Source organism: Echinicola arenosa (assembly GCF_014841125.1).
In the GTDB taxonomy this organism is placed as follows: Bacteria; Bacteroidota; Bacteroidia; order Cytophagales; family Cyclobacteriaceae; genus Echinicola; species Echinicola arenosa.
In genome coordinates, this window is record NZ_JACYTQ010000002.1 from 124,608 (window position 1) to 148,778 (window position 24,171).

Consider the following 24,171-nt stretch of genomic DNA (forward strand, 5'->3'; position numbering starts at 1 on the left):
TAAGCTATTAAAAAAATTAATTTGAAGGTCTAAAGACCTAATATACTATAGACCACTACCATGTCAAAAGAAAATAACAACAATAGAAGACAGTTTCTTAAATCCAGCTCTCTGTTGATGGCCACAGGGATTCTCTTTCCCAATATCAATTTTGGAAAAGCCCTTGATCCTGCAAGAGAAATCATTGGGCATGGGGATTTTAAGTACCGTGTAAAAAAACAATGGGGTAATCAAGACCCTACAAAAATCCCTGTCAAAGATTGCCATGAGATGGTTCAGGATAAAAAAGGCAGATTGATTCTCCTGACCAATGAAACAAAGAACAATATTATTTTCTATGACCGTTCAGGAAAAGTGCTTAAAACTTGGGGACATGATTTCCCTGGCGCCCATGGCTTAACTTTACACAACGAGGGAGGTGAAGAGTTCCTATATATCACTGACCATGACCGACACCAAGTCTTTAAAACCACATTGGATGGTAAAATCCTACTGACACTCAACTATCCTAAAGAAACTGGCGTCTATGAGAAGCCAGAACAATACCGCCCTACCGAAATTGCTATTGGTCCCACTGGAGACATCTATGTAGCAGATGGATATGGATTAAGTTACATCACCCAGTATTCTCCAAAAGGTGAATATATCCGCCATTTCGGAGGCAAAGGGGAAGATCAAAGCAACCTCAAACAAGCCCATGGTATCTGTCTAGATACCCGAAAAACTGACCAACCAGAATTGATCATCACTTCCAGATTGGCCCATGAATTCAAAAGGTTTACTTTGGATGGTAATCATTTGGAAACTGTTCCTGTAACTGGTTGTTGGATCAACAGGCCAGTGATCAAAGGACAAAACTTATATTTCTCTGTACTACGTACCGTAAGCAGGCAAGATTATGATGGACTCACCGTCGTCCTCGATAAAAACAACAAAGTTGTCTCTGCACCTGGAGGCTCTGCTCCCGAGTACATTGATGGCAAACTGCAAACCATAGTTTACGATGGCCACACATTTATGAACCCTCATGATGTATGTATCGACAATGATGGAAACATCTACGTCCCTCAATGGAACTCTGAGCACACCTACCCTGTACAACTTGAAAGAGTATAGTATAGTTTATTTAAATAACCGATTCTAACCGTGATCAACTTTAAGTCCTTCAAACGAATCATTCCCTTCGGCTTTACAGGAGCCATGGCCATTTTGGTTTTGGGTCTTTCCTGTAATGATCAGGAAGATGAAAAAGTGGACTTTAATGCCGAAGTGAGGCCAATCATCAATAACAAGTGCATTTCCTGCCATGGAGGTGTAAAACAATCCGGAAAATTCAGTTTACTTTTTGAATCCGAGGCACTAGCCGCCACCAAATCAGGTGAGCCTGCCATCGTCCCTGGCCATGCCGATGAAAGTGAGATGATCAAAAGAATTCTCCATGAAGATCCCGAGGTAAGGATGCCACCGGAAGGCCCACCACTTGATCCCAAGGAAATAGACATTTTAAAAAAATGGATCAATCAAGGAGCCAAATGGGAAGATCACTGGTCTTTCATTCCGCCAACGGATAAAGAAATCCCCGAAATAAGCGAATCAGGATGGACAGATAATCCAATCGATGCCTTTGTGTTGGAGAAAATGGAAGAAAAAGGACTATCACCTTCTCCACAAGCTCCCGCAGCGACCCTGGCAAGAAGACTGAGCTTAGACTTGACGGGGCTCCCGCCTACACCAGAAATGGTAAAAAAATTAGAAGAAAGTCCTGAATTGACGACATATGAAGAATTGGTTGATGAGCTATTGGCCAGTCCACAGTACGGTGAACGCTGGGCAGCCATGTGGATGGACCTAGCCCGATATGCTGATACCAAAGGTTACCAAAAAGACCGTCACCGCCCTATGTGGAAATTCCGAGACTGGGTTATTGATGCTTTCAATGCTGACATGCCCTTTGATCAGTTTACCATAGAGCAGATTGCAGGTGACTTGCTTCCAAACCCAAACAAGGATCAATTGATCGCCACTGGCTTCCATCGTAACACCATGACCAATGATGAAAGTGGTACCGACGATGAAGAATTTAGGGTGGCAGCAGTCCTGGATAGGGTCAACACCACTTGGGAAGTTTGGCAAGGCATTACATTTGCCTGTGTGCAATGCCACAGTCACCCCTATGACCCTATCAAACATGAAGAGTTCTATGAATTCTATGCCTTCTTCAACAATACGTCAGATGCCGACACCTGGACAGACAGCCCAACCATGCCTGTTTATACCAAAATCGAAGAGCAAGAACGGGCAAATATCCTACACTGGATTGACTCCGTAAAGAGTGCATCTCCAAAAACCAATTATCAATTTGCCCATCAAATCGAAGAAAAAGAAGCCGAATTAAAATCCATTCGACCCGACCCCTTGCCTGTCATGGAAGAATTGTCAGCTGATGAGCGACGACAAACCTTTGTCTTTGAAAGGGGCAACTGGATGGAACATGGCAAAGAAGTACAACCTGGAGTCCCTGGTTCCATGCCTAAATTTTCAGACACCCTACCCAATAATCGCTTAGGCTTGGCCAAATGGATTGTGAGTGACGACAACCCACTTACCGCTAGGGTAACAGTCAATAGAATTTGGGCCCAATTATTTGGACGAGGCATTGTAGAGACCCAAGAAGATTTTGGTTCACAAGGGTTTGAGCCTACCCATCCTGAACTTTTGGACTGGATGGCGGTCAACTGGATGAAGGAGCAGCATTGGCAACTTAAACCATTGCTGAAAATGATGGTCATGTCGGCCACCTATCGCCAGTCCTCCGAACTTAGCAAAGAGGCCTTGGATAAAGATGCCGCCAATTACTGGCTCAGCCGTGGCCCAAGAGTGCGCTTGACTGCCGAGCAAGTCAGGGACCAAGCTCTGGCTGTGAGTGGTTTGCTCAGCAAAAAAATGTTTGGGCCATCTGTAATGCCACCCCAGCCAGATGGTGTTTGGCAAGTCATCAACAACCCAGAAAAATGGATAGAAAGCAAAGGTGATGACAAGCACCGAAGAGGAATTTATACTTATTGGAGAAGAACAAGCCCCTATCCATCCATGGTCAGTTTTGATAGCCCCAGTCGTGAGTTTTGCGTCAACCGAAGGATTCGTACCAATACGCCATTACAAGCTTTGGTGACCATGAACGACCCTGTTTATGTGGAAGCGGCACAGGCCCTGGCCCTCAAAATGAAAGCTGCTGGCAGCACATTGGATGAGCAGCTGAAAGAAGGTTATGAATTGGCCCTGTTCAAGCAGCCGAAGCCTCAAGTGCTCAACTCTTTGAAAGAGCTCTATCAGACCGCATACCTACATTTTGAGGCCAATGGTGAAGGACTGGAAAACTTAGGAAAGCAAGAAACAGATCCATCTATCAATGCCCTGACCATGGTTGCCAATTCCATCCTTAATTTGGACGGTTTCATTACAAAAGATTAAGCAAAAAACTCTAAACACCCTGTCATGAACTTGTTTGAAGAAGTTATTTATAAAAATGCAGAACTGAATACAAGAAGACATTTTCTAAAAAAATGTCTCTCAGGTATGGGAGGATTGGCGCTTGGTTCACTTTTGGGAAGTTCATTGACTAGTTGTGGCAGCAATGATCCAACAGGTCAAATGGCTGACCTGAACAATCCCATGAAAGCCTTGCCCAGCCATTTTATCCCCAAGGCCAAAAGGGTGATTTACCTGCACATGGCTGGAGCCCCATCACAGCTGGAGCTTTTCGACTTCAAACCTGAACTACAGAAACTCAACGGACTTGATTGTCCTCCTTCCCTTTTGGAAGGAAAAAGGTTCGCCTTTATTCAAGGCACACCCCAAATGTTAGGCCCTCAATATCAGTTCAAGCAATATGGCCAATCTGGTGCTTGGGTATCTGACCGCTTACCTTACTTTTCCCAAAATGTAGATGATGTGAGCTTTCTAAAGGCCATGCACACTGATGAATTCAACCATGCTCCTGCCCAACTTTTGATGCAGACTGGCAGCGCGAGACTAGGCAAGCCAAGTATTGGTTCTTGGGTCACTTATGGGCTGGGATCTGAAAACCAAAACCTACCGGGCTTTGTGGTTTTTGTATCAGGTGGAACAACCCCTAGTGCGGGTAAAAGTATATGGGGAAGTGGCTTTCTCCCAACTGTTTACCAAGGAGTACAGTGCAGGTCCAAAGGTGACCCAGTACTCTATCTTTCTGACCCAAAGGGAGTCAGCAGGGAGTTGAGAGAAAAAACCATTGACATCATCAATGATATTAACCGTCAGCAATATCAGGAAGTGGGCGATCCAGAAATCATGACCCGAATTTCACAATATGAAATGGCTTTTAAAATGCAAGTGTCTGTCCCCGAAACCATGGACATTTCGGATGAGCCGAAATATATCCACGAAATGTACGGTACGGAACCTGGCAAATCATCCTTTGCCAACAACTGCCTTTTGGCAAGAAGGTTGGCTGAAAAGGGTGTACGTTTTATACAGCTCTACCATTATGGTTGGGATTCCCATGGCTCCAACCAAAAAGAATCCCTCCACCACGGCTTCAATGACCGCTGTCAGGAGGTGGACAAGCCCATGTCCGCACTGCTACAAGATCTGAAGCAAAGAGGATTGTTGGATGATACCTTGGTGATCTGGGGCGGAGAGTTTGGCAGAACACCCATGCGCGAAAACCGTGGCGGGAAAGAAATGAAATTTCAAGGCAGGGATCATCACTTGGAAGCCTTTACCATCTGGATGGCTGGTGGTGGTGTCAAGCCTGGCCTTTCTTATGGTGAAACAGATGAAATTGGCTATTATGGAATTAAAGACCGCGTCCACGTTCATGACCTACAAGCTACCATACTTCACCTTTTAGGTATGGACCATGAAAAATTGACTTACCAATTTCAAGGTAGGGACTTTAGGCTAACTGATGTACATGGAAATGTTGTCGAAAAAATCATTGCCTAGATATTCGCAACGGGATTATTCAGTACTACAGACTTTATTCCCAACTAATAGAAAAAGAAAGTTTTCAAAAGAAAAATACTTATATTAACTATCGAAAACCCCATACGAGACTTGCTTATAATATATTTTTGTTAAATTGCTATATCAACCTTTTTGTAGTGTAAGTCACAGGCGTTTGATTGGACTGATTTGACCAAGGGCTTTTATCTTGACACGCGTGACTCCACTTCAAAATCATGAAAGTTGAAATGGCTTTTGCAAAGCCCAAATATACATGAGCAACAAGAAACAAATAACATCCTCTTCTCCCTACTTAAAGGCTGCGGTTCTTTCTGTACTAAAATGGTGTTTTTGTTTATTCTTCCTTTTTAGTTTCGAAGTCCAAGCTCAAAAACACCTGAACCTGTATCAATTGCCCCTGGAAGGCCTGAGCGATGTGGAAGTTCAATCCATTTATCAGGATCATTATGGCTTTCTTTGGTTTGGTACAGCCAATGGGCTCAATCGATTTGATGGGCAAAAATACATTCATTTTTCATATCAGGACGGAAATGAAAGCAGCTTATCCAGCAATCAGGTGAATGCCATCATCGAAGATGGAAAAAACAACTTGTGGGTTGGGACTAAATATGGTCTCAACAAGTTTGATCGGAACACCAACACCTTTAAAAGGTACTTACCAGCAACCAATGACTCAAGTTCCATTCCCGGAAAAAACATTAAAGTACTGTTTCTTGACCAGTCCCAAAACCTTTGGATTGGAACCAATGAAGGGCTTTCCCAATATGATGCGGATGCTGATCAATTCATCAATTATTTCCATCAAGAGGGGAACCCTAACAGCCTGAGTGGCAACAGTGTCAATCAAATCATTCAGGACTCCAAAGGACGGCTTTGGGTTGGAACCAACTATTCGGGTGTTAGCCTTTTTGAACCCGAAAAGAATATTTTCATCAATTTCAAACATGAACCTTCAGATCCCGAAAGTCTTAGTGGAAACACCATCATTTCCCTTTTTGAGGATAGCTATAAAAACATCTGGATAGGCACCATCAGAAATGGACTGAACAGGTTTGATGAAAGCACCCATACTTTCAAACATTATTCTCAAGGGAGTCACAGAGGAAGCCTTGCTACCAACTCTATCTATTCCATCACAGAAAATATGGATAGGAACCTGATTATTGGTGGAATGCAAGGCGGAATGAGTATTTATAACCGCAATACGGATACCTTTGTCAGGTACAATACCAAGGGACAAATCAACCTCAAAGGAAACACCGCCAGTGTACTGACCGACTTTATCACCAAAGAAAAACAAATACTGATAGCAACCAGCAATGGCGGAGTAAATATCTATGATAACCACCCTAGTAATTTCATTACCTATCAGCAAAACCCAATTAATGACCAGGGGTTGAGCATTGATCATGTCACCGCTTTACTGACTGATGATCGTGGACTGGTTTGGATCGGCACCAACGGCGGTGGACTGAACCAATTTGACCCTGAAAGTGAAAAGTTTACCCACTTTCTCAAAAGCAACCAAAAGGGTTCATTGATGGATAACACCATCCTTTCCATTTCAAAATTCAATGGTAAAGATATTTTATTACTCAACACCCAGTTGAACGGATTGGCCACCTACAACAGGTCCAATGGCCAGTTTAGCAATATCGATATTTCGCTTACTAATGCACAGGAAACTAATATCATATCCATCGTGATCGACCAATTAAATAAAATATGGATCAGCACTGCTGAACAACTTTTTGTATTGAAAGATCTCAAGGCAAGTCCTGAAAAAATCATTCAGTTAAAAGGAGAAGGAGACGAAACCTTCTCAAGCTTACTGGAAGATAAGAATGGGAACTTACTGGCTACCACCAACCTGGGCATCTACCAGATCGAAAACACGTCAGCTTACCCTAGTTCTTTCCTGCCTTTTCCAAAGTCTCCCAATCAAAACTTTAACATAAATGGAATAACAGAAGACCCAAAAGGACAAATTTGGATCTTCACTCAGCAAGCGGGAATTTGGCGTTTGGAGGAGAAAAAATTCATCCAAATCCCAAGTGGATCCCTTGCCCAAAAACAAATCAGCAACCTGTTTTTCATTGATGAGGCCCTATGGGTTACGGCTGACAATGGCTTATTTCGCTGTAAACTTAACAATGACTCCATCAACATTGTCAATCATTATACACCTACAGACGGTTTGCCCAATAGTGTTTTTTCCAGAGGAGCGGTGGCCGAAAGTAAAGATGGACATTATTTCTTAGGCAGTTTGGGAGGCTTGAGTTCCTTTCATCCTGACAGCCTTCAGACCAACCCCAACATTCCTCCCATTGTGCTGACCAGTTTATCCATTGACAATAAAAAAGTCCCACAGGGAACCAAGGGGATAATGGAAAGGGAAATCAACCAAATGGAACAGATCATACTTCCAGAAGGCAGCAATGATTTCAGTTTGTCCTTTGCCAGTCTGAACTATATCAAGCCTGAAAAAAACCAGTATGCGTATAAATTAGAAGGGATTGATGAAGACTGGACATATACTACCCATACTTCGGCCAACTATGTCGATTTACCACCTGGAAGTTATACCTTTACAGTCAAAGGCAGCAATAATGATGGTTTGTGGAATGAAAATGGCCGATCCATCATAATCAAAGTCCCGGGAAGCTCCTATTTTAGCTCTTTTTGGCTGGTAGGTTTATTTATCCTTTTAGTCCTTTCAGGTGCTTTTATCTTTATCACCAAACAAAAACTTTCTCAACCCGACATTATTGTACCTCAAAAACACCCAGTCCCAAGACCAGTTTTGGAAGAAGGTGAAATAAGATCATTGGAAAGCAAGGAAGAGTCATCAGATGACTTCTTTGAAAGGGCCAAAGCCATTGTTTTGGACCACCTTCAGGAGGAATCATTTGATGTGAATATGCTGAGTCGGGAACTAGGAACCAGTCGTACCCAGCTTTACAGAAAATTCAAAGAAAACAATGGGGAAACAGTTTCTTCCTTTATTAAAGAAATCAAACTCAATAAAGCCCATCAGCTCTTAACCACCTGTCAATTTACCATCACGGAAGTATTCCAAATGTCCGGCTTCAAATCAGCTTCTCACTTCAGTAAATCCTTCCAATCAAGGTTCGGACAATCTCCTTCTGAATTAATGACCCAACACAAAAGAAAAACCAAGCAAACAAGCCATTCCTAACCAAAAGCTCCCAAAAAGTACATTTGGAACAAATAAACAAGTGATTTGGGACAATAAGGAAAGCATTGAAGGGGAAAATTAAACATATTTGTTCTTATATATAAACTGTCAACATCAGGCAAGGTAAGTCCTTTTCTTTTGATGAAAATTGGATATCGAGCTTGGTAACGAGAGTGGCTAATCTTGATCATTCAAATTTTAAAATGACTTGACCTGATGCCATTTTCATCAATGTGTAGCAGACCGTTTGTAAAAAAAACATGCATCTTTTTCCCATGATATGAGAAGATATTTAATCGTACTGACTTGTTTAATTTATGCAGGAATGCTGAGTATAGCATCTTGTGATCATCAAGAAGAAAAAGTGGACTTTAATGCTGAAGTCCGCCCTATCCTAAACAGCAAGTGTATTACTTGCCATGGAGGGGTAAAACAATCTGGTGACTTTAGTTTGCTTTTTGAATCTGAAGCTTTGGCAGCCACTAAATCCGGACATCCTGCCATCATTCCAGGTGATGCAGAAGGAAGTGAGATGATCAAAAGGATTTTGGAGGATGACCCAGAGCAGCGGATGCCTCCAGAAGGTCCAGCACTTAGCAAAGATGAAGTCAATATTCTAAAAAAATGGATCAACCAAGGCGCGAAATGGGAAGACCATTGGTCATTTGTCGCACCAGAAAAACCTGAATTGCCTAAGGCTGACCTACAAGAATGGGAAGAAAATCCAATTGATCACTTTGTATTGGAAAAAATGGAAGAGAAAGGGCTTTCTCCTTCTCCACAGGCTGATGCCAACACTTTGGCAAGAAGACTGTCCCTTGACATTATTGGGCTTCCGCCTACTCCAGAGATGGTCCAAAAACTAAATAATGACCCTTCACTGGAGAATTATGAAAGTCTAGTGGATGAACTTTTGGATGCCCCACAATTTGGAGAAAAATGGGCTTCCATGTGGTTGGATTTGGCCCGATATGCTGACTCCAAGGGCTATGAAAAAGATATGCATCGAGATATGTGGAAATACAGGGACTGGGTCATTAAAGCCTTTAATCAAGATATGCCTTTTGATCAGTTTACCATAGAGCAGTTGGCCGGAGACTTATTGCCCAGCCCAAGCAAAGACCAATTGATCGCCACAGGTTTCCACAGAAACACCATGACCAATGATGAAGGAGGTACTGATGATGAAGAGTTTCGTGTTGCTGCAGTTTTGGACAGGGTAAACACTACCTGGGAAGTTTGGCAAGGTATCACCTTTGCCTGTGTCCAATGCCATAGTCACCCCTACGACCCCATAAAACATGATGAATACTATGAGTTTTATGCCTTTTTCAATAACACCGCCGATGAAGACAGTTATCCCGTTGAAAAACCTGTCATACCAGTATATACCGAGGTGGATAACCAAAAAAGGGAAAAGCTTCTCAACTGGATAGACTCAGTCAAATCCCACAAAGTGAATTACCAGTTCGCCTCTACAATCAAAGAAAAAGAAGCAGAACTCAATGAAATCAAGCAATACACCTTACCGATTATGCAGGAACTTCCCGAGGAAGAAAGAAGGAAAACTTTTGTTTTTGAAAGAGGAAACTGGACTACCCATGGGAAGGAAGTGACTCCAGGTGTGCCTGGCTCCATGCCCAATTTGGAATCCAATACCAAACCTGACAGGCTTGCCATGGCCAAATGGCTGGTGAGTGAAGAAAACCCATTAACTGCTAGGGTGACGGTCAACAGGATCTGGGGACAGTTATTTGGAAAAGGCATCGTGGAAACCCAAGAAGATTTCGGTTCTCAGGGAATTGAGCCTACCCATCCCGAGTTATTGGACTGGTTGGCCATCGAATGGATGCAAAAAGACCAATGGCACCTGAAGGCATTGATCAAAAGAATCGTGATGTCAGCCACCTATAGACAATCCTCAGAGGTAAGCCCGAAAACCCTTAAAATGGACGCTGCCAATGACTATTTATCCAGGGCACCAAGGGTGAGGCTATCTGCTGAGCAAGTCAGGGATCAGGCCTTGGCGGTCAGTGGCTTGTTGAGTGATAAAATGTACGGGCCCTCCGTGATGCCATACCAGCCAGAAGGTATCTGGCAAGCCGTATACAATGGTAGTTCATGGGAAAAAAGCAAAGGAGAAGACCAATACAGAAGAGCCGTCTACACCTACCTGAGAAGGACCAGTCCATATCCATCTATGACGGCTTTTGATGGGCCTAGCCGAGAGTTTTGTGTCAATCGAAGAATCGACACCAATACACCCCTACAAGCCTTGGTTACCCTAAATGATGCTGTATTTGTAGAAGCAGCACAAGAGGTTGCCAAGAAGATGTATAAAGCTGCAGACCAGACCAAAGATCAAATTATCTATGGTTACGAACTCGCACTTTTCCAATCTCCATCAGAAGAAGACATGAAGATCTTGATGGAACTTTATACCAATGCCCATTCTCATTTTGAGACTACTGGGGAAGGTCTGGAAAACATGGACAATAAAACCACTGACCCTGCATTGAACTCGCTTACCGTGGTGGCCAATGCCATATTGAATTTGGACAAGTTCATCACCAAAAACTAAACTCGCTAACAACTGATATCATGAATATATTTGAGGAAGAACAATATAGACAGGCCGAACTCAATACCCGTCGACAATTCCTAAGGAAATGCATCTCAGGAATGGGAGGAATTGCTTTAGGTTCCTTAATGGGCAGTGCCCTGACCAGCTGTGGAAGCGACTCCACCAGCTCAGGACTGGTTAGAAGCAGTGATAATCCAATGGGAGCCCTTCCCTCCCACTTTTTACCCAAAGCCAAAAGGGTTATTTACCTCCATATGGCAGGGGCTCCTTCCCAGTTGGAATTATTTGACTACAAGCCTGAACTTCAAAAACTGGACGGGCTGGATTGTCCTCCATCTCTTTTGGAAGGAAAAAGATTTGCCTTTATCAAAGGCACTCCTAAGATGCTCGGCCCTCAATTTAACTTTGCCCAGCACGGCCAATCAGGGGCTTGGATGTCTGACCGCCTTCCCCATCTTTCAGGCTGTGTGGACGACATGACCTTCCTCAAGGCCATGCACACCAATGAATTCAACCATGCTCCTGCCCAGCTGCTGCTCCAAACCGGCAGTGCCCGATTGGGTAAGCCCAGCATGGGGTCTTGGGTCACTTATGGGCTAGGTTCTGAAAACCAAAACCTTCCTGGGTTCATGGTCTTGGTATCCGGAGGGAAAACCCCTAGTGCCGGTAAAAGTATCTGGGGCAGTGGATTCTTACCTACCGTCTATCAAGGGGTACAATGCCGCTCCAAAGGTGATCCTGTACTTTATCTTTCTGATCCAAAAGGGATGAGCAAGGCTTTGCGAGAGCAGTCCATCCAGGCCATCAACAAGCTCAACCAAAAGCAATTTGAGGAGATCGGAGATCCTGAAATCATGACCCGTATTTCGCAGTATGAAATGGCCTTTAAGATGCAAACTTCTGTACCAGAAACCATGGATATCAAGGACGAACCAGAATACATCCATAAAATGTACGGTACCCAACCTGGCCAATCCTCCTTTGCCAACAATTGTCTTTTGGCTAGGAGGCTCGCAGAAAAAGGGGTCCGCTTTATCCAGCTTTACCACTGGGGATGGGATGCCCACGGAGCTGCTAAGAGTGAAGCGATCAACCATGGTTTCAAAGAGCGTTGCCATGAGGTAGATCAACCCATTGCAGCCCTACTGAAAGACCTCAAACAAAGAGGCCTTTTAGATGACACCTTGGTGGTATGGGGTGGCGAATTTGGCAGAACACCGATGAGAGAAAACCGAGGTGGTAAAGAAATGAAATTTGTAGGTCGTGACCATCACTTGGAAGCTTTCACTACTTGGATGGCCGGTGGCGGTATCAAACCAGGCATGACCTATGGTGAAACTGATGAAATTGGCTATTATGGTATCAAAGACCGTGTACATGTCCACGACCTTCAAGCAACCATCCTGCATCAGTTGGGACTGAACCATGAAAAGCTCACCTACCATTTCCAAGGTCGGGACTTTAGGCTGACCGATGTACATGGGGAAGTGGTGAAAAAAATCATTGCCTAATTGAACTATAATGACCTTGAATAGTATCTTCATCGACTGATAACAATATTCCCATAAGCATGAGAAAGACCGTTTACCTATTATTGATTTTTCAACTGATTACCATTCCTATTTTATATGCACAAGGTGTGGGTGCTGCTGCAGAAGAAACTTCAGACCTATGGTTGTTTATCGGCCGCTTCCACCCTTTGATCGTACATTTGCCAATTGGTTTTATCATGCTTGCTTTCCTGATGGAAGTCATGGCGAGGTGGCCCAAATTCAAACATTTGGAACAAAGTGTTTCCTTTGTCCTGACCTTGGGTATATTGAGTTCGGTCGGTGCCGCGGTCTTTGGCTATCTGCTTTCCCTCAGTGGGGAATACCAAGGCAGCACCTTGGATTGGCACCTATGGCTGGGCTTGTCCACCTTGGGTTTTGCTATTATTGCCTTGGTGTTAAAAGTAAAGCAGGCCAATACTGCCTACTTCACCTTTCTATCGGCCAGTGTCATTTGCCTGACCTTGACAGGTCACCTTGGCGGTAACCTCACCCATGGTTCGGATTATTTGGTACGCTACATGCCCAACAGCCTTAGGGCCATGACGGGTATGCCACCCAAGCCAGAGAGCAAGCGCAAACCCATTACCAATCTGGAAGAAGCCATTGTCTTTGATGACCTGATCAAGCCCATCACGGACAACAGCTGCGAAAGCTGCCACAATGCCGAAAAGACAAAGGGAAACCTTAGGCTGGATACCAAAGAAGGATTCCTTAAAGGGGGTGAAAATGGCCCATCACTGGTGCCCGGACAAGCAGCCCACAGTGAGCTGATCAAAAGGGTTAAACTCCCCAAAGACCATGAGGATGTGATGCCTCCTGAAGGTAAAAAGCCCTTGACCAAAGAGGAAATTGCCCTGCTGGAATGGTGGATCAATAATGATGCTTCCTTTGACAAAAAAATCGCCGAAGTGGAAGTCCCTGATGATATCAAGGAAATCCTTGATGCCTTGGTTAATCCACAGCAATCCAGCTTGAGCCCTCTTTATGCCATGGAGATCAAGCCTGCTTCTAAAGATGAGGTAGAAACACTAAAAGATATGGGTTTTTCCGTTTCTCCTATTTCTGCCGAAAGCCCATTTATCCAAGTGAGTTATTTGATTTCAGGACAACCTCTGAACGAAGAAAGCATAAAGGCCCTAAAAAAGGTGGCCAAGCAAACCACTTGGCTTAATCTGGGCAAGGCAGCCTTGGCAGATGGGCAGAAATTCACCTTCCTGAAAGACTTCAACCACTTGACCCAGTTGCATTTGGAAAAAACTGCCATCACGGATGAAGAAGTAAAGAACCTGGTCCAAATGGAATTTCTGGAATACCTGAACCTGTACAACACCGCCATTACGGACAAAAGTGTGGAACCTCTCACCGCTCTGAAAAGGTTAAGAAAGATCTACCTTTGGGAGACCCAAGTGAGTGAAGATGGAAAATCTTCCCTGCAAAAGGCCATCCCTGAGTTGGCCATTATCGCTGATGGACTTCCCCAAAACTTTGATGTCCCTTTGGACTCCCTCAATGACAGTACCGTCATTGCCGCCAAATAATTGAATACTTTGAATAGCGCTAATAGCCATTGATTACCAAAACATGAAGAAGAAAAACCAAGTTGACCGAAGGAATTTTATAAAATCCAGCTCTGCCCTAGTAACCTCCAGCTTTTTACTGCCCAATATCAATTTTGGAATGAGCAAAAACCCAGAAGATGAAATCATCGGGCATGGTGACTTCAAATACAAAGTCAACAAAAACTGGGGCACACAAGACCCCGCCAAGTACCCTGTAAAAGACTGTCATGAGATGGTACAGGACAAGCAGGGCCGATTGATCCTGCTTACCAATGAAACCAAAAACAATGTCATCTTCTATGACCGCTCCGGTAAAATCCTCAAAACCTGGGGCAATGACTTCCCGGGTGCCCATGGCCTGACCTTGCATGAAGAAGGTGGAGAGGAATTCCTTTATATCACCGATCATGACCGTCATCAAGTTTTTAAGACGACCTTGGACGGTAGGATCCTTTTGGTATTGGACTACCCCAAAGAGACAGGCATGTATGAAGGGCCCAGCCAATACAAACCTACCGAAACCGCTATCGGCCCCAATGGCGATATCTATGTCGCAGATGGTTATGGCAAAAGCTACGTCATCCAATACTCCCCCAAAGGAGAATATATCCGTCACTTTGCCGGACAAGGCAATGGAGAGGCGCAGGTCAAGCAAGCCCATGGCGTATGTTTGGATACCCGAAAAGGAACACCTGAGCTTTTGGTCACTTCCCGTGCAGCCCAGGAATTTAAGCGCTTCAACCTGAATGGTGAACATTTGGAAACCATCACCACACCCGGTGCCTGGATCTGTCGTCCGGTGATCAAAGGAGACAACCTTTACTTTGCCGTGATTGTCTCCAAAAGCTGGGAGAATTACGATGGCTTTGTGATGGTCTTGGACAAAGACAATAAAGTGGTGTCTTCACCAGGTGGTACCAAGCCTACCTATGTAGATGGCAAGCTTCAAGTCAGCGAACATGTAGGCCAGACCTTTATGAATCCCCATGATGTTTGCATTGACCAAGATGAAAATATCTATGTCCCCCAGTGGGCCTCCGAAAAAACTTACCCGATCCTATTGGAAAGGGTTTAAACCATTACTTATTAAAATAAGTTGGTCCTCGCTTGCAGCGAGGACCTTTTTATCATTGCGTTTGCAAAATCGGGTGAGAAAAAACCGGTTTAGCTTGGAGATACTGCATAGAGGATCAAGGGAGCTTCTTTTCCTTTGAGAGGAATACTTCCCATCTGCTCAAAGTGGAAAGTATTAGTTTCCAAGTCTTGCTTTAGCAGGCTTGAAATCAACAGTTCTTGTCCTAGGACATTGCATTGGCCTTGGATACGGGCGGCGGTGTTGATGGTATCACCGTGAAAGGCAATTTCTTTTTTAAATTTCCCTACCTCGGTCATTGTCACCACACCCGCATGAAGACCTGCTTTGAAATGGGGCAGGCAACCGTACTGTCGATGATAATAATCCTGCTTGGTCGCCAGTTGCTGCTTAAAGTTAAAAAAGGCTTTCAGGCAATTTTGGTATTTAAGCCCATCCTCTAGCTTCCAGAAGAGGATTGCTTCATCACCCACATATTGATAGATCTCCGCATCATTTTCAGCCACAATGCCCAGGTCATTGAAACAGTCCTGAATTAATTTGCTGTATTGAATATGCCCTAGCCTTTCGGCATGTGTGGTGGACGATTGAAGGTCCAAAAACATAAAGATCCGTTCTACTTCCCTTGGGGTATAGAATTTTCCCCGAAATAGTTGCCACAGGTTATCCCCTCCAAAATAAAGCTGGACTTGTCGAAGGGCAAACATCAGCCCATCGACCACCACAATATAAAAGTAGATGGCAAAGCTTCCCGGTTCGAAAGCAAATTCCAAATAGCTGATTTCCTCACCAAAAATCCAATAGGCCAAGGAAACCATAGCCCAAAGAAATAAGATGACATAACCGAGCCTTGCTGCCAAAAGGCCCTGCAGGGACATTTTCATATAGCCATGCTTTTCGGTTAAAATCTGGGCAAAACCTGAAAGAGCTCCAAAGATCATCCCACCGATCAAGGACACCCAAATGGCTTTGCCCAACTCAAATTTTACCGAGCCCAACTCCTCCGTACCTTCTCCCCGCACAATACTCAAAAAAATAAAGGCCAGACACCACCCCAATATATACTGTCTTTTAATGGCCCACTTTCGTTTGTTTCGAAATTTCATTTATTGTTTTTTTGGGTGGAGGAGAATGAAATGGGTTTTTAGTTGAATTTACTTTTAAAACTTTTCACCCCAAACCAGTGACCGTTCTTAAAAAGGTTTTTTAAATCAGTACATCTGAAAAGCTTCCCCCAGCAGGACACATTAATAATATAAGGATTTAAGCATCCGAGTTGCCAACTTGGGTAAACGAGAATGTGCTAGAGATAAGAATCATGGGGAATAATTCTAAATTTTAAACCTTGATCAAATGGACTTCTCATATGCCTCCTTGATCCAGCCCTTCAGTTCTGCATCTACCTCCGCCACCTCTAATAGCTGCACACGATGGGTGCACATGGTCCCAAAAGGGCCCGAATCGCCCAACCTCTCGGTGGTGGGCTGATCTTTTAACTTAAAGCCCAAATCAATTCTGGTTTTGGTAGCAGGCTTGATCAAGATAAATTGTCTTTTTCGAATGATGCTGACACTTCCCTTTTTGGGCGTGATGGTGACATCTTCTCCCAAGGTTTTGACATATTTGATTAGGGCCTGATAAATCGGCAACAATTCCTCTTTGCCTTTGTATTGGGCGGTAACCAAATCGTCTTCGGATGCCGCTTCATCTTTTGACAGCGTCACGATAGTATTGGCAAAACCATGTGTCACCTGATGTTCCTTCTTTAAGTATTGGACTGCTTCCGAATGTTTGGAAAAGGATTTGTCTTTCAAAATCTCCAACCATTCAGTCAGGGATTTGCCTGTTTTTTCAGGCATATTATCGATCATTGTTTGCAGGGCTTTTTCCATTACAGGTGTTTTTGTGCTACCAAAAGTCATTTTAGGTATATTAAAATTAATGATTTCGGTGAAAACCATAGGCTTTTGTGGTGATTAAAAATTTAAAAAAGCATGCCAATTCTTCTCTTTAAGATTTCAAAACTGGCCCTCATGAGTAAAAAGGATATTCAAATTTGTGTTTTCTTTTCGTTTCTAGAAAAAATACTGATAATCAAATAATTAGACTTCTTAAATTGAGGACTTTCTATTGAATCGATATAGTCTTGCCAATCTTGGTAAGAAAAAAACAACTTATAGTGTATTTTTTACACTTAAAATTTTATTTTCTCATTTCCTGTGCTAATTTTGGAAAGGTATTCGATTAACAAACCCCTATTTTCAAATAACCCCTAATCATGAAGATTAAACATTTTCTGCTTACAAGCTTAGCTGTGGCTGGTTTTTCCTTTCAGGCCACCGCCCAAAAAGCCAGTTTTGAAGTTAATCCTCCTCTTCCTGGCAATCCTGTCATCACTGAAAAATATACCGCTGACCCAGCTGCCATTGTTTATGGGGATACGGTGTTTCTTTATGTCGGCCATGACCAGGCACCACCAAGAAAAAATTTCTATGAAATGCATGAGTGGCTGATCTATTCTTCTACGGACATGGTCAACTGGAAAGAGAGAGCCGCTGTAAATGTAAAGGAAACCTTTGACTGGGCAGCGGATGATGCCTGGGCTGCGGAAGTCATAGAAAAGAATGGGAAATTTTATTGGTATGTGACTGTTTCCCATAAGGAAATTCACGGCAAGGCCATTGGCATTGCAGTAGCGGACAGCCCAATAGGGCCTTGGAAGGACGCCCTGGGACATGCTCTGATTACGAATGACATGACTACGGACGCCAAAATAAGTTGGGACGACATTGATCCTACGGTCTTTATCGATGACGATGGATCCGCCCACTTATTTTGGGGAAACACCATTTGCTATTATGCCAAGCTTAAGGACAATATGCTGGAATTGGACGGTGAAATCATGCAGGTTCCATTGCCTAATTTTACCGAAGCCCCATGGGTACACAAAAAAGGCGATAACTATTACCTTTCCTATGCCTATCAATTCCCTGAAAAAACGGCCTATGCCATGAGCAAGAGTATCAATGGTCCTTGGGAATATAAAGGCATTCTCAATGAGGTAGCAGGCAACAGCAATACCAACCACCAAGCCATCATAGAATACAAAGGAAAGGACTACTTCATCTACCATAATGGCAGTATCCCAACAGATGGTGGAAGTTTTAGAAGATCAGTGTGTGTGGATTATCTCTACTATAATCCTGACGGCACCCTGAAGCGGGTCGTTATGACCTCTGAGGGAGTGGAGCCTGTAGAATAATACTATATTAAGGCAGTATCCAAACGGGTACTGCTTCTTATTTATTTGCCTGAAATATATCCATAAATGACACTTTGCTTAAAGTTAGAATTGTCTTCATTGAGCCACTCTTCAAAAAGACGGCGGCAAAAGCCCCCTAGATCGTAACTCAGGATTTCTTCAGGCTTTACCCATTCAAATTCTTCCGCTTCATCATTCAGCACCACCTCAAAACTATCTGTCCTGCAGGTATAATCGATAAAAATAAAATGCCTTTCATCCTTAAAATGATCTTGAAGCACACTTTCCTGAATACTTAACAGCCTCAAATCATACACATCCAGACCAGTTTCCTCCTTGATTTCCCGCTTGAGGGCATCTTCCATCCTTTCCCCTTTTTCAATATGCCCCCCAGGGATCACATATTGGTTGTTCCATTTAGCAGATTTACAAAGTAAAATCTCATTTTTAGGGTTAATAATCACCGCTCCTACGGTCGGTTCCGGATATATTGACTCCATTTTTTATTGGCTTTAATACGCTTGCACAAAGCTAAAGCTTCTCAAAAAGAAAACCACAGCAAGGAGAAATTTATCTCCCTACTGTGGCTTATGGTTGGGTGGTTTTAAAAGCGGTTTATTTTACACCAAAGTGGTATTCGATTCTATGGGTATAAGTTTCTCCCGGATTCAACCTTGCAGAAGGGAAACTCTCTTCATTAGGGGAATTCGGATAAGTTTGTGGTTCCAGGCAAAGTCCATAATACTGGTCATATGTCACCCCATCTACGGTGATGGTACCATCAAGGAAGTTACCACTATAAAACTGAACTGCTGGAGAATCTGCATATAACTCCATTACCCTTCCTGATCCAGCATGATACAATTCCGCCATTTTGGTCATTTGACCATCGCTTTCACTTTTCAAGACAAAGTTATGATCATAACCACCTGGTACTTGATCAATACGCTCACCTATCTTATGTGGTGTCGTGAAATCAAAAGGAGTCCCTTCGACCGGAAGCACTTCTCCTGTTGGGATCAAAGTCTCATCCACAGGCGTATAATGATCTGCCCAGATCGTCAACTCATGGTCAAGGATCGTTTCCTTCAACCCACTAAGGTTAAAATACCCATGGTGTGTCAAATTCACGACAGTTGCTTTGCTGGTCACTGCTTCAAAATCCACAGACAGCTCATTGTCATTGTTTAACTCAAAGGTGACGATGGTAGTCAATTCACCAGGGTAACCTTCTTCACCATCAGCACTCACATAGGTCAAGGTCAAACCTGCCTTGGAATCATCTTTGACTACTTTTGCATCCCAAAAGACTTTGTTAAAACCTTTATCTCCACCATGAAGATGATTTTCGCCATCATTGGTGGCCAAGGTATATGCTTCACCGTCTAAGGAAAATTCACCCTTGGCAATTCTATTGGCATATCTTCCTACAGTAGATCCGAAATAATTGGTACTGCTGCTGTATCCTTCTAAGTCCTCATAGTGCAGCACTATGTTTTCCAACTTTCCATCCTTGTCAGGAACAACTAACCGTGAGATGACACCTCCATAATTGGAAATGTCCACTTCGATTCCATTGGCATTTTTCAGGGTATAGATTTGTGCTTCTTTGCCTTCCACAGTGGCATTGGAAACACTAACATTCAGGCCACTGACTTGGTCTACCACTTCTTCTTCCGAGGTAGACTCTTCATTTTCAGATGATTTTGGGGAACAGGCGTAAAAAGAAAGTGCTCCTGCAAGCACCATCACGCCAAGTAAGTTTGACTTTAATAGGTTCATAGAGTTTATAAGTTATTGATAATTAACAACCCTGCCCGTAATAGGCATCTTTTCCATGCTTCCGTTCAAAGTGCTTTTTGATCAAAGCATCTTTCAAACGAGGTGCATTAGGGTTAATTTGAAGGGTAAGATAAGCCATTTTTGCTACTTCCTCCAAGACTTTGCTATTATAAACTGCCTTATCAGCATTTTTGCCCCAAGTAAAAGGCCCATGGTTTCCTACCAAGATCATTTCCACTTCTTGATAGTCCAGTCCTTTCTCCGCGAAGCAGTCTAAAATCTGCTTTCCGGTCATGTGTTCGTAATCTCCCGCGATCAGCTCATCAGCCATGGGAGGGGCACACGGAATATCCTTGGTCAGGTGATCCGCATGGGTGGTACCAAAAATAGGAACGTCCATTTGTGCTTGCGCCCAAGAAACTCCATAAAGTGAATGCGTATGCACTATCCCTCCGATGTGCTCCCACTCCTTGTACAAGTAAGCGTGAGTTTTCGTATCGGAAGAAGGCCTTAGCACTCCCTCCACTATCTTAGCTTCAAAATCACAAATTACTATATCTTCTGCCTTTAGTTTTTCGTAAGGTACGCCACTGGGCTTGATGGCAAATACGCCTTCATTTCTGTCCACTGCACTAACATTTCCAAAAGTATATACCACCAAATCCAGCTTGGGCAGCTGCATATTGGCTTCGTAACATTCTCTCTTTAGCTCAATAAATTTACTCATTGGTTAATTGGTTTTTATGGGTTAATCCTGCTGTGAACCAACAGGTCAAACAGATGCTCAATTTAAAAATAATATTTGTATTTATTACACTTATTAATTTCAAAGATGCTTGCATGAAAGATAAACAAAATGAGCATTTTTATTTTGATGTGATTAAAACCGTTATCATCATTTAATTTACAGGTATAAATACATTAATTTAGGTATTGATTTTATTGCCTCCAATGACAAATTTTACACATGCTTATAACTTTAAGATTTGGTATCTTTTTTAGCCTTATTCTCTTTTATACTGGTGTACAGGCACAGGAAACTTTTCCTGTATTCAGAAAATATGGTGTTGATCAAGGTATCAAGCAACCCTTTCCTTATGACATCCTCCATAGCACATCTGGTTACGTCTGGATAGCAGGAGAAAATGGTCTTTGGAAATTTGATGGTAATTCCTTTCATGCTTATAGCCATGATGTGGAAGACAGCAGCTCCTTGGGCTATGATTTTATCTGGGTACTTTTTGAAGACAGCCAGCAAAACATCTGGGCAGGGACCTATGGCGGTGGAGTCAGTCGATACAATCCCAAATTGGATAATTTCACAAACTTTTCCTTTGACGAACAGGACTCTACGAGCATAAGTGATGATCAGGTCCGGGGGATTGCAGAAGATCCTCAGGGAAATATTTGGTTGGGCACGGATAATGGTCTTTCTATGTTTGACACCACCACCCATAGATTCACCAGATTTGGTGTAAAAGATGGACTTCTTAGTACTACAGTACGACAAATCAAACTTTCCAAGGACAAAAAGAGACTCTTTATTGCTACGGGTGGGGGACTGAATATACTGGACCTGAAGTCCAAGGAGTTCTCAAGTGTAATCCATGAAGAAAGCAATCCTAATAGCTTAAGCCACTTTTACCTTTACGACCTGCATGAATATCCACAAGGAACCCTATGGTTAGGCACTGGTGATGGCCTTGATAAATTAAACTTACAAAGCGGAAAAATAACACACTATAATTCCAGCTCCAGCCCAGAGACCATTAGCCATGATGTGATTTTTTCCATTAGTGACCACAATGATCACCCAGACAAACTTTTTGTAGGCACCCTTAGTGGCCTAAATGTGCTTGACCTAAAATCAGGAAAAACGGAACGCATTGTATCTGAACGAACCAACCCTAACAAACTACAGGGAGATAATATTTACAAAGTAGCTCCAGGAAGAGATGGCAGTATTTGGGTGGCAGTTTATAATGAAGGGATTTTTCAGTATCATCCCCATTACCATAAGTTCAAATCCGAGAAATTGGTCAAAGAAACTACGGACAAGTACTTTTCCAGGGTCAGCAGTATGATCAGGCATGATAAGGATGAATATATTTTTACGACCTATTCTGGTTTATTCGTCAAGAACTTTGATACTGGAAAGATGACACAATATACCATTCCAACAGGAGATCAAAACAGTGTCAACAGGCTGGCCATGATCACCCGCATTTCAGAGAACACCTACTGGATTTCTACTTGGGGGCATTTCATCTATGAATGGAACCACCTGACCAAGCAACTGAAACCCCTCCCACATGCAACACCTAAAGAGGATTTCTTGCCAGAATTTAACCTTCCTATTATGTGCGATAGTCAACAGCGTGTGTGGATAGGGAATTCTGAAAAAGGGCTGTTCCTCTGGAACCCGGAAACCAAAACCGCAGACCCATTTCCCATTCGTGAAAATTTGGTCAATGATGGTAACCATGATGAATTTATCTCTTATATATTCGAGGACAGTAAGCAAAGAATTTGGGTAGGCAGCCGTGGAGGGCTCAACTTGCTAAATGAGGATAAGACCTTTACCAAGTTTATCCACGAAGAGGGTAATTTCAACAGTTTGAGCAGTAATAAAATCAACCATATTTCCGAGGACCACAAGGGTAACCTTTGGATAAGTACTGAGCTAGGACTTAGCAAATTGGATTTCCGGGACAGTACCTTTAGCAATTTCTACCTCAAAGATGGGCTTCCCTCCAATGTTATCAGCTCCACTGTTGAGGACAATTTGGGAAACATTTGGATCGCCACAGCTGAAGGAATTTCCATGCTCAATCAAAATGGAACCTTCAGGAATTATAACAGAGAAGATGGTCTGATGGACAACTATTTTATTTTTAGAGCTGCGTATAAGGATACTGAGGGAAAGATTTTCTTTGGCTCTTCCAGTGGTTTGGAATATTTTGATCCTTTACAAATCCCTGAAAACACTCAAGAAAATAAGGTTAAAATTACAGGTATTGACTTGTTTAACAGCCCACTCTATCCATGTGATTCCACTGGAGTTTTATCACAAGCAGTTCCTTATACCGATGAAATAACACTGGACCATAAACAGTCCGTAATTTCTTTCCATTTTACAGCCATTAATCATATAAATGGACACAAAAACAAGTTCCGGTACAGACTCCGAGGCTATGATGAATCCTGGCGCCCTGTCACTGAAAGTCGCTCTACCACCTATACCAACTTACCATCAGGTGACTATACTTTCCAAGTGATGGCTTGTAATAATGACGGGATTTGGTCGGAGCAAAGGGCTTCTTTGGGACTCACCATTTTACCCCCCTGGTATGATACTTGGTGGTTCAAGACCAGCTTTACCGTTCTTTTTTTAGTGGGGGTTTTATATCAATACCAACGCATCTCAAGACACAAAGAAAGGCTTGAAAACCAAGTCGCACAGCGAACTTCAGAAATCAAGCTTCAAAAAGAGCAAATTGAAGCGCAACATGCGGTACTCCAAGATAAAAACATAAGGATTGAAAGCCTCTTGAGGGAGTTAAATCACCGGGTAAAAAACAACCTACAACTCGTTTCAAGCATCCTCAACCTTCAAAGCCGGAGTGTCAAAGACAAAAACGCAAAAGTTGCTTTGATCGATGGACGGATGAGAATGCAAGCACTTTCCTTGCTTCACCAAAAACTTTACGTTACGGATGTTGACTCACAGGTAAACTGCAAAAACTACATCAAGGATTTGTTTGACCAGATTGAAGCCGCTTTCAAAAGTCAGTTCAAATCTTTCAGTTATGACTTTGAGGGAGATGACTTTTCACTGGGACTGGACAAAGCTATTCCGCTGGGATTGATCCTAAACGAATTGATTACCAATTCTTTCAAGCACGTCCAAAAAGAAGAAATACTCATTTACCTTCGTCTAAAAATCAAAGGCGAAGAAATCGTTCATTTTACATTTTCCGATAATGGAGAAGGACTAACAGAACCCATTATCCTACAGTCTGAATCTTTCGGGCTGAGCATGATCCGGTCTTTGGTAGAACAGCTTAATGGAAAATTGGACATCGCAGAAGGTGATGACACTCAAATTCATATTATATTCAAAAAGGCATAA

Annotated in this window: 15 protein-coding genes; 10 read left to right on the forward strand and 5 right to left on the reverse strand. The window is 42.9% G+C overall.

The features are described from left to right. Positions 1-60: 60 nt before the first annotated feature. From IFO69_RS05430 to IFO69_RS05465, 8 genes are all read left to right on the forward strand, one after another. Positions 61-1,116 (forward strand): NHL repeat-containing protein, encoded by a 1,056-nt coding sequence (locus IFO69_RS05430; protein WP_192009070.1) that lies wholly within the window; start codon positions 61-63, stop codon positions 1,114-1,116. A 30-nt stretch (positions 1,117-1,146) separates the two neighbouring features. Next, positions 1,147-3,471, forward strand: a complete 2,325-nt coding sequence (locus tag IFO69_RS05435; RefSeq protein ID WP_317173430.1) for a PSD1 and planctomycete cytochrome C domain-containing protein — start codon at positions 1,147-1,149, stop codon at positions 3,469-3,471. A gap of 24 nt (positions 3,472-3,495) precedes the next feature. After that, on the forward strand, positions 3,496-4,986 hold the full coding sequence (locus tag IFO69_RS05440; protein ID WP_192009071.1) for a DUF1501 domain-containing protein: 1,491 nt from the start codon (positions 3,496-3,498) through the stop codon (positions 4,984-4,986). Between the two features lie 274 nt (positions 4,987-5,260). After that, positions 5,261-8,206: a two-component regulator propeller domain-containing protein gene (locus IFO69_RS05445; RefSeq protein ID WP_192009072.1), complete on the forward strand. Its 2,946-nt coding sequence runs from the start codon at positions 5,261-5,263 to the stop codon at positions 8,204-8,206. Between the two features lie 280 nt (positions 8,207-8,486). Then, positions 8,487-10,787, forward strand: a complete 2,301-nt coding sequence (locus tag IFO69_RS05450; RefSeq protein ID WP_225444016.1) for a PSD1 and planctomycete cytochrome C domain-containing protein — start codon at positions 8,487-8,489, stop codon at positions 10,785-10,787. Between the two features lie 20 nt (positions 10,788-10,807). Further along, positions 10,808-12,301: a DUF1501 domain-containing protein gene (locus tag IFO69_RS05455; RefSeq protein ID WP_192009073.1), complete on the forward strand. Its 1,494-nt coding sequence runs from the start codon at positions 10,808-10,810 to the stop codon at positions 12,299-12,301. Between the two features lie 59 nt (positions 12,302-12,360). Then, the gene (locus IFO69_RS05460; protein ID WP_192009074.1) at positions 12,361-13,881 is read left to right on the forward strand and encodes a c-type cytochrome domain-containing protein; all 1,521 of its coding nucleotides are present in this window, start codon (positions 12,361-12,363) and stop codon (positions 13,879-13,881) included. A 43-nt stretch (positions 13,882-13,924) separates the two neighbouring features. After that, positions 13,925-14,977: an NHL repeat-containing protein gene (locus IFO69_RS05465; RefSeq protein WP_192009075.1), complete on the forward strand. Its 1,053-nt coding sequence runs from the start codon at positions 13,925-13,927 to the stop codon at positions 14,975-14,977. Between the two features lie 89 nt (positions 14,978-15,066). Here the strand turns inward: IFO69_RS05465 and IFO69_RS05470 are convergent, their stop codons facing one another. Beyond that, the gene (locus tag IFO69_RS05470) at positions 15,067-16,101 is read right to left on the reverse strand and encodes an adenylate/guanylate cyclase domain-containing protein (protein WP_192009076.1); all 1,035 of its coding nucleotides are present in this window, start codon (positions 16,099-16,101) and stop codon (positions 15,067-15,069) included. Between the two features lie 243 nt (positions 16,102-16,344). Then, the gene (locus IFO69_RS05475; protein ID WP_192009077.1) at positions 16,345-16,887 is read right to left on the reverse strand and encodes a DUF4287 domain-containing protein; all 543 of its coding nucleotides are present in this window, start codon (positions 16,885-16,887) and stop codon (positions 16,345-16,347) included. A 386-nt stretch (positions 16,888-17,273) separates the two neighbouring features. On the opposite strand from IFO69_RS05475, the gene IFO69_RS05480 reads away from it, so the two are divergent. Further along, on the forward strand, positions 17,274-18,257 hold the full coding sequence (locus tag IFO69_RS05480; protein ID WP_192009078.1) for a glycoside hydrolase family 43 protein: 984 nt from the start codon (positions 17,274-17,276) through the stop codon (positions 18,255-18,257). Positions 18,258-18,298: 41 nt separating this feature from the next. On the opposite strand, the gene IFO69_RS05485 is transcribed toward IFO69_RS05480, so the two are convergent. The 3 genes from IFO69_RS05485 to IFO69_RS05495 all read right to left on the reverse strand — a co-directional run bounded on the left by IFO69_RS05485 (position 18,299) and on the right by IFO69_RS05495 (position 20,766). Then, entirely contained in the window at positions 18,299-18,757 is a 459-nt protein-coding gene (locus IFO69_RS05485; protein ID WP_192009079.1) for an NUDIX domain-containing protein, read from the reverse strand. 115 nt (positions 18,758-18,872) lie between these two features. Next, positions 18,873-20,039 carry an aldose epimerase family protein gene (locus IFO69_RS05490; protein WP_192009080.1) on the reverse strand — a complete coding sequence of 389 codons (1,167 nt, stop codon included), beginning with the start codon at positions 20,037-20,039 and terminating at the stop codon, positions 18,873-18,875. Positions 20,040-20,061: 22 nt separating this feature from the next. After that, entirely contained in the window at positions 20,062-20,766 is a 705-nt protein-coding gene (locus tag IFO69_RS05495) for an L-ribulose-5-phosphate 4-epimerase (protein WP_192009081.1), read from the reverse strand. Positions 20,767-21,006: 240 nt separating this feature from the next. On the opposite strand from IFO69_RS05495, the gene IFO69_RS05500 reads away from it, so the two are divergent. Then, entirely contained in the window at positions 21,007-24,171 is a 3,165-nt protein-coding gene (locus IFO69_RS05500) for a ligand-binding sensor domain-containing protein (RefSeq protein WP_192009082.1), read from the forward strand.

Bases quoted from the DNA above. Each gene is read 5' to 3' on its own strand.
- IFO69_RS05430 (WP_192009070.1), top strand. From the start codon at position 61: ATGTCAAAAGAAAATAACAACAATAGAAGACAGTTTCTTAAATCCAGC.
- IFO69_RS05440 (WP_192009071.1), top strand. From the start codon at position 3,496: ATGAACTTGTTTGAAGAAGTTATTTATAAAAATGCAGAACTGAATACA.
- IFO69_RS05445 (WP_192009072.1), top strand. From the start codon at position 5,261: ATGAGCAACAAGAAACAAATAACATCCTCTTCTCCCTACTTAAAGGCT.
- IFO69_RS05450 (WP_225444016.1), top strand. From the start codon at position 8,487: ATGAGAAGATATTTAATCGTACTGACTTGTTTAATTTATGCAGGAATG.
- IFO69_RS05455 (WP_192009073.1), top strand. From the start codon at position 10,808: ATGAATATATTTGAGGAAGAACAATATAGACAGGCCGAACTCAATACC.
- IFO69_RS05460 (WP_192009074.1), top strand. From the start codon at position 12,361: ATGAGAAAGACCGTTTACCTATTATTGATTTTTCAACTGATTACCATT.
- IFO69_RS05465 (WP_192009075.1), top strand. From the start codon at position 13,925: ATGAAGAAGAAAAACCAAGTTGACCGAAGGAATTTTATAAAATCCAGC.
- IFO69_RS05470 (WP_192009076.1), bottom strand. From the start codon at position 16,101: ATGAAATTTCGAAACAAACGAAAGTGGGCCATTAAAAGACAGTATATA.
- IFO69_RS05475 (WP_192009077.1), bottom strand. From the start codon at position 16,887: ATGGAAAAAGCCCTGCAAACAATGATCGATAATATGCCTGAAAAAACA.
- IFO69_RS05480 (WP_192009078.1), top strand. From the start codon at position 17,274: ATGAAGATTAAACATTTTCTGCTTACAAGCTTAGCTGTGGCTGGTTTT.
- IFO69_RS05485 (WP_192009079.1), bottom strand. From the start codon at position 18,757: ATGGAGTCAATATATCCGGAACCGACCGTAGGAGCGGTGATTATTAAC.
- IFO69_RS05490 (WP_192009080.1), bottom strand. From the start codon at position 20,039: ATGAACCTATTAAAGTCAAACTTACTTGGCGTGATGGTGCTTGCAGGA.
- IFO69_RS05495 (WP_192009081.1), bottom strand. From the start codon at position 20,766: ATGAGTAAATTTATTGAGCTAAAGAGAGAATGTTACGAAGCCAATATG.
- IFO69_RS05500 (WP_192009082.1), top strand. From the start codon at position 21,007: ATGCTTATAACTTTAAGATTTGGTATCTTTTTTAGCCTTATTCTCTTT.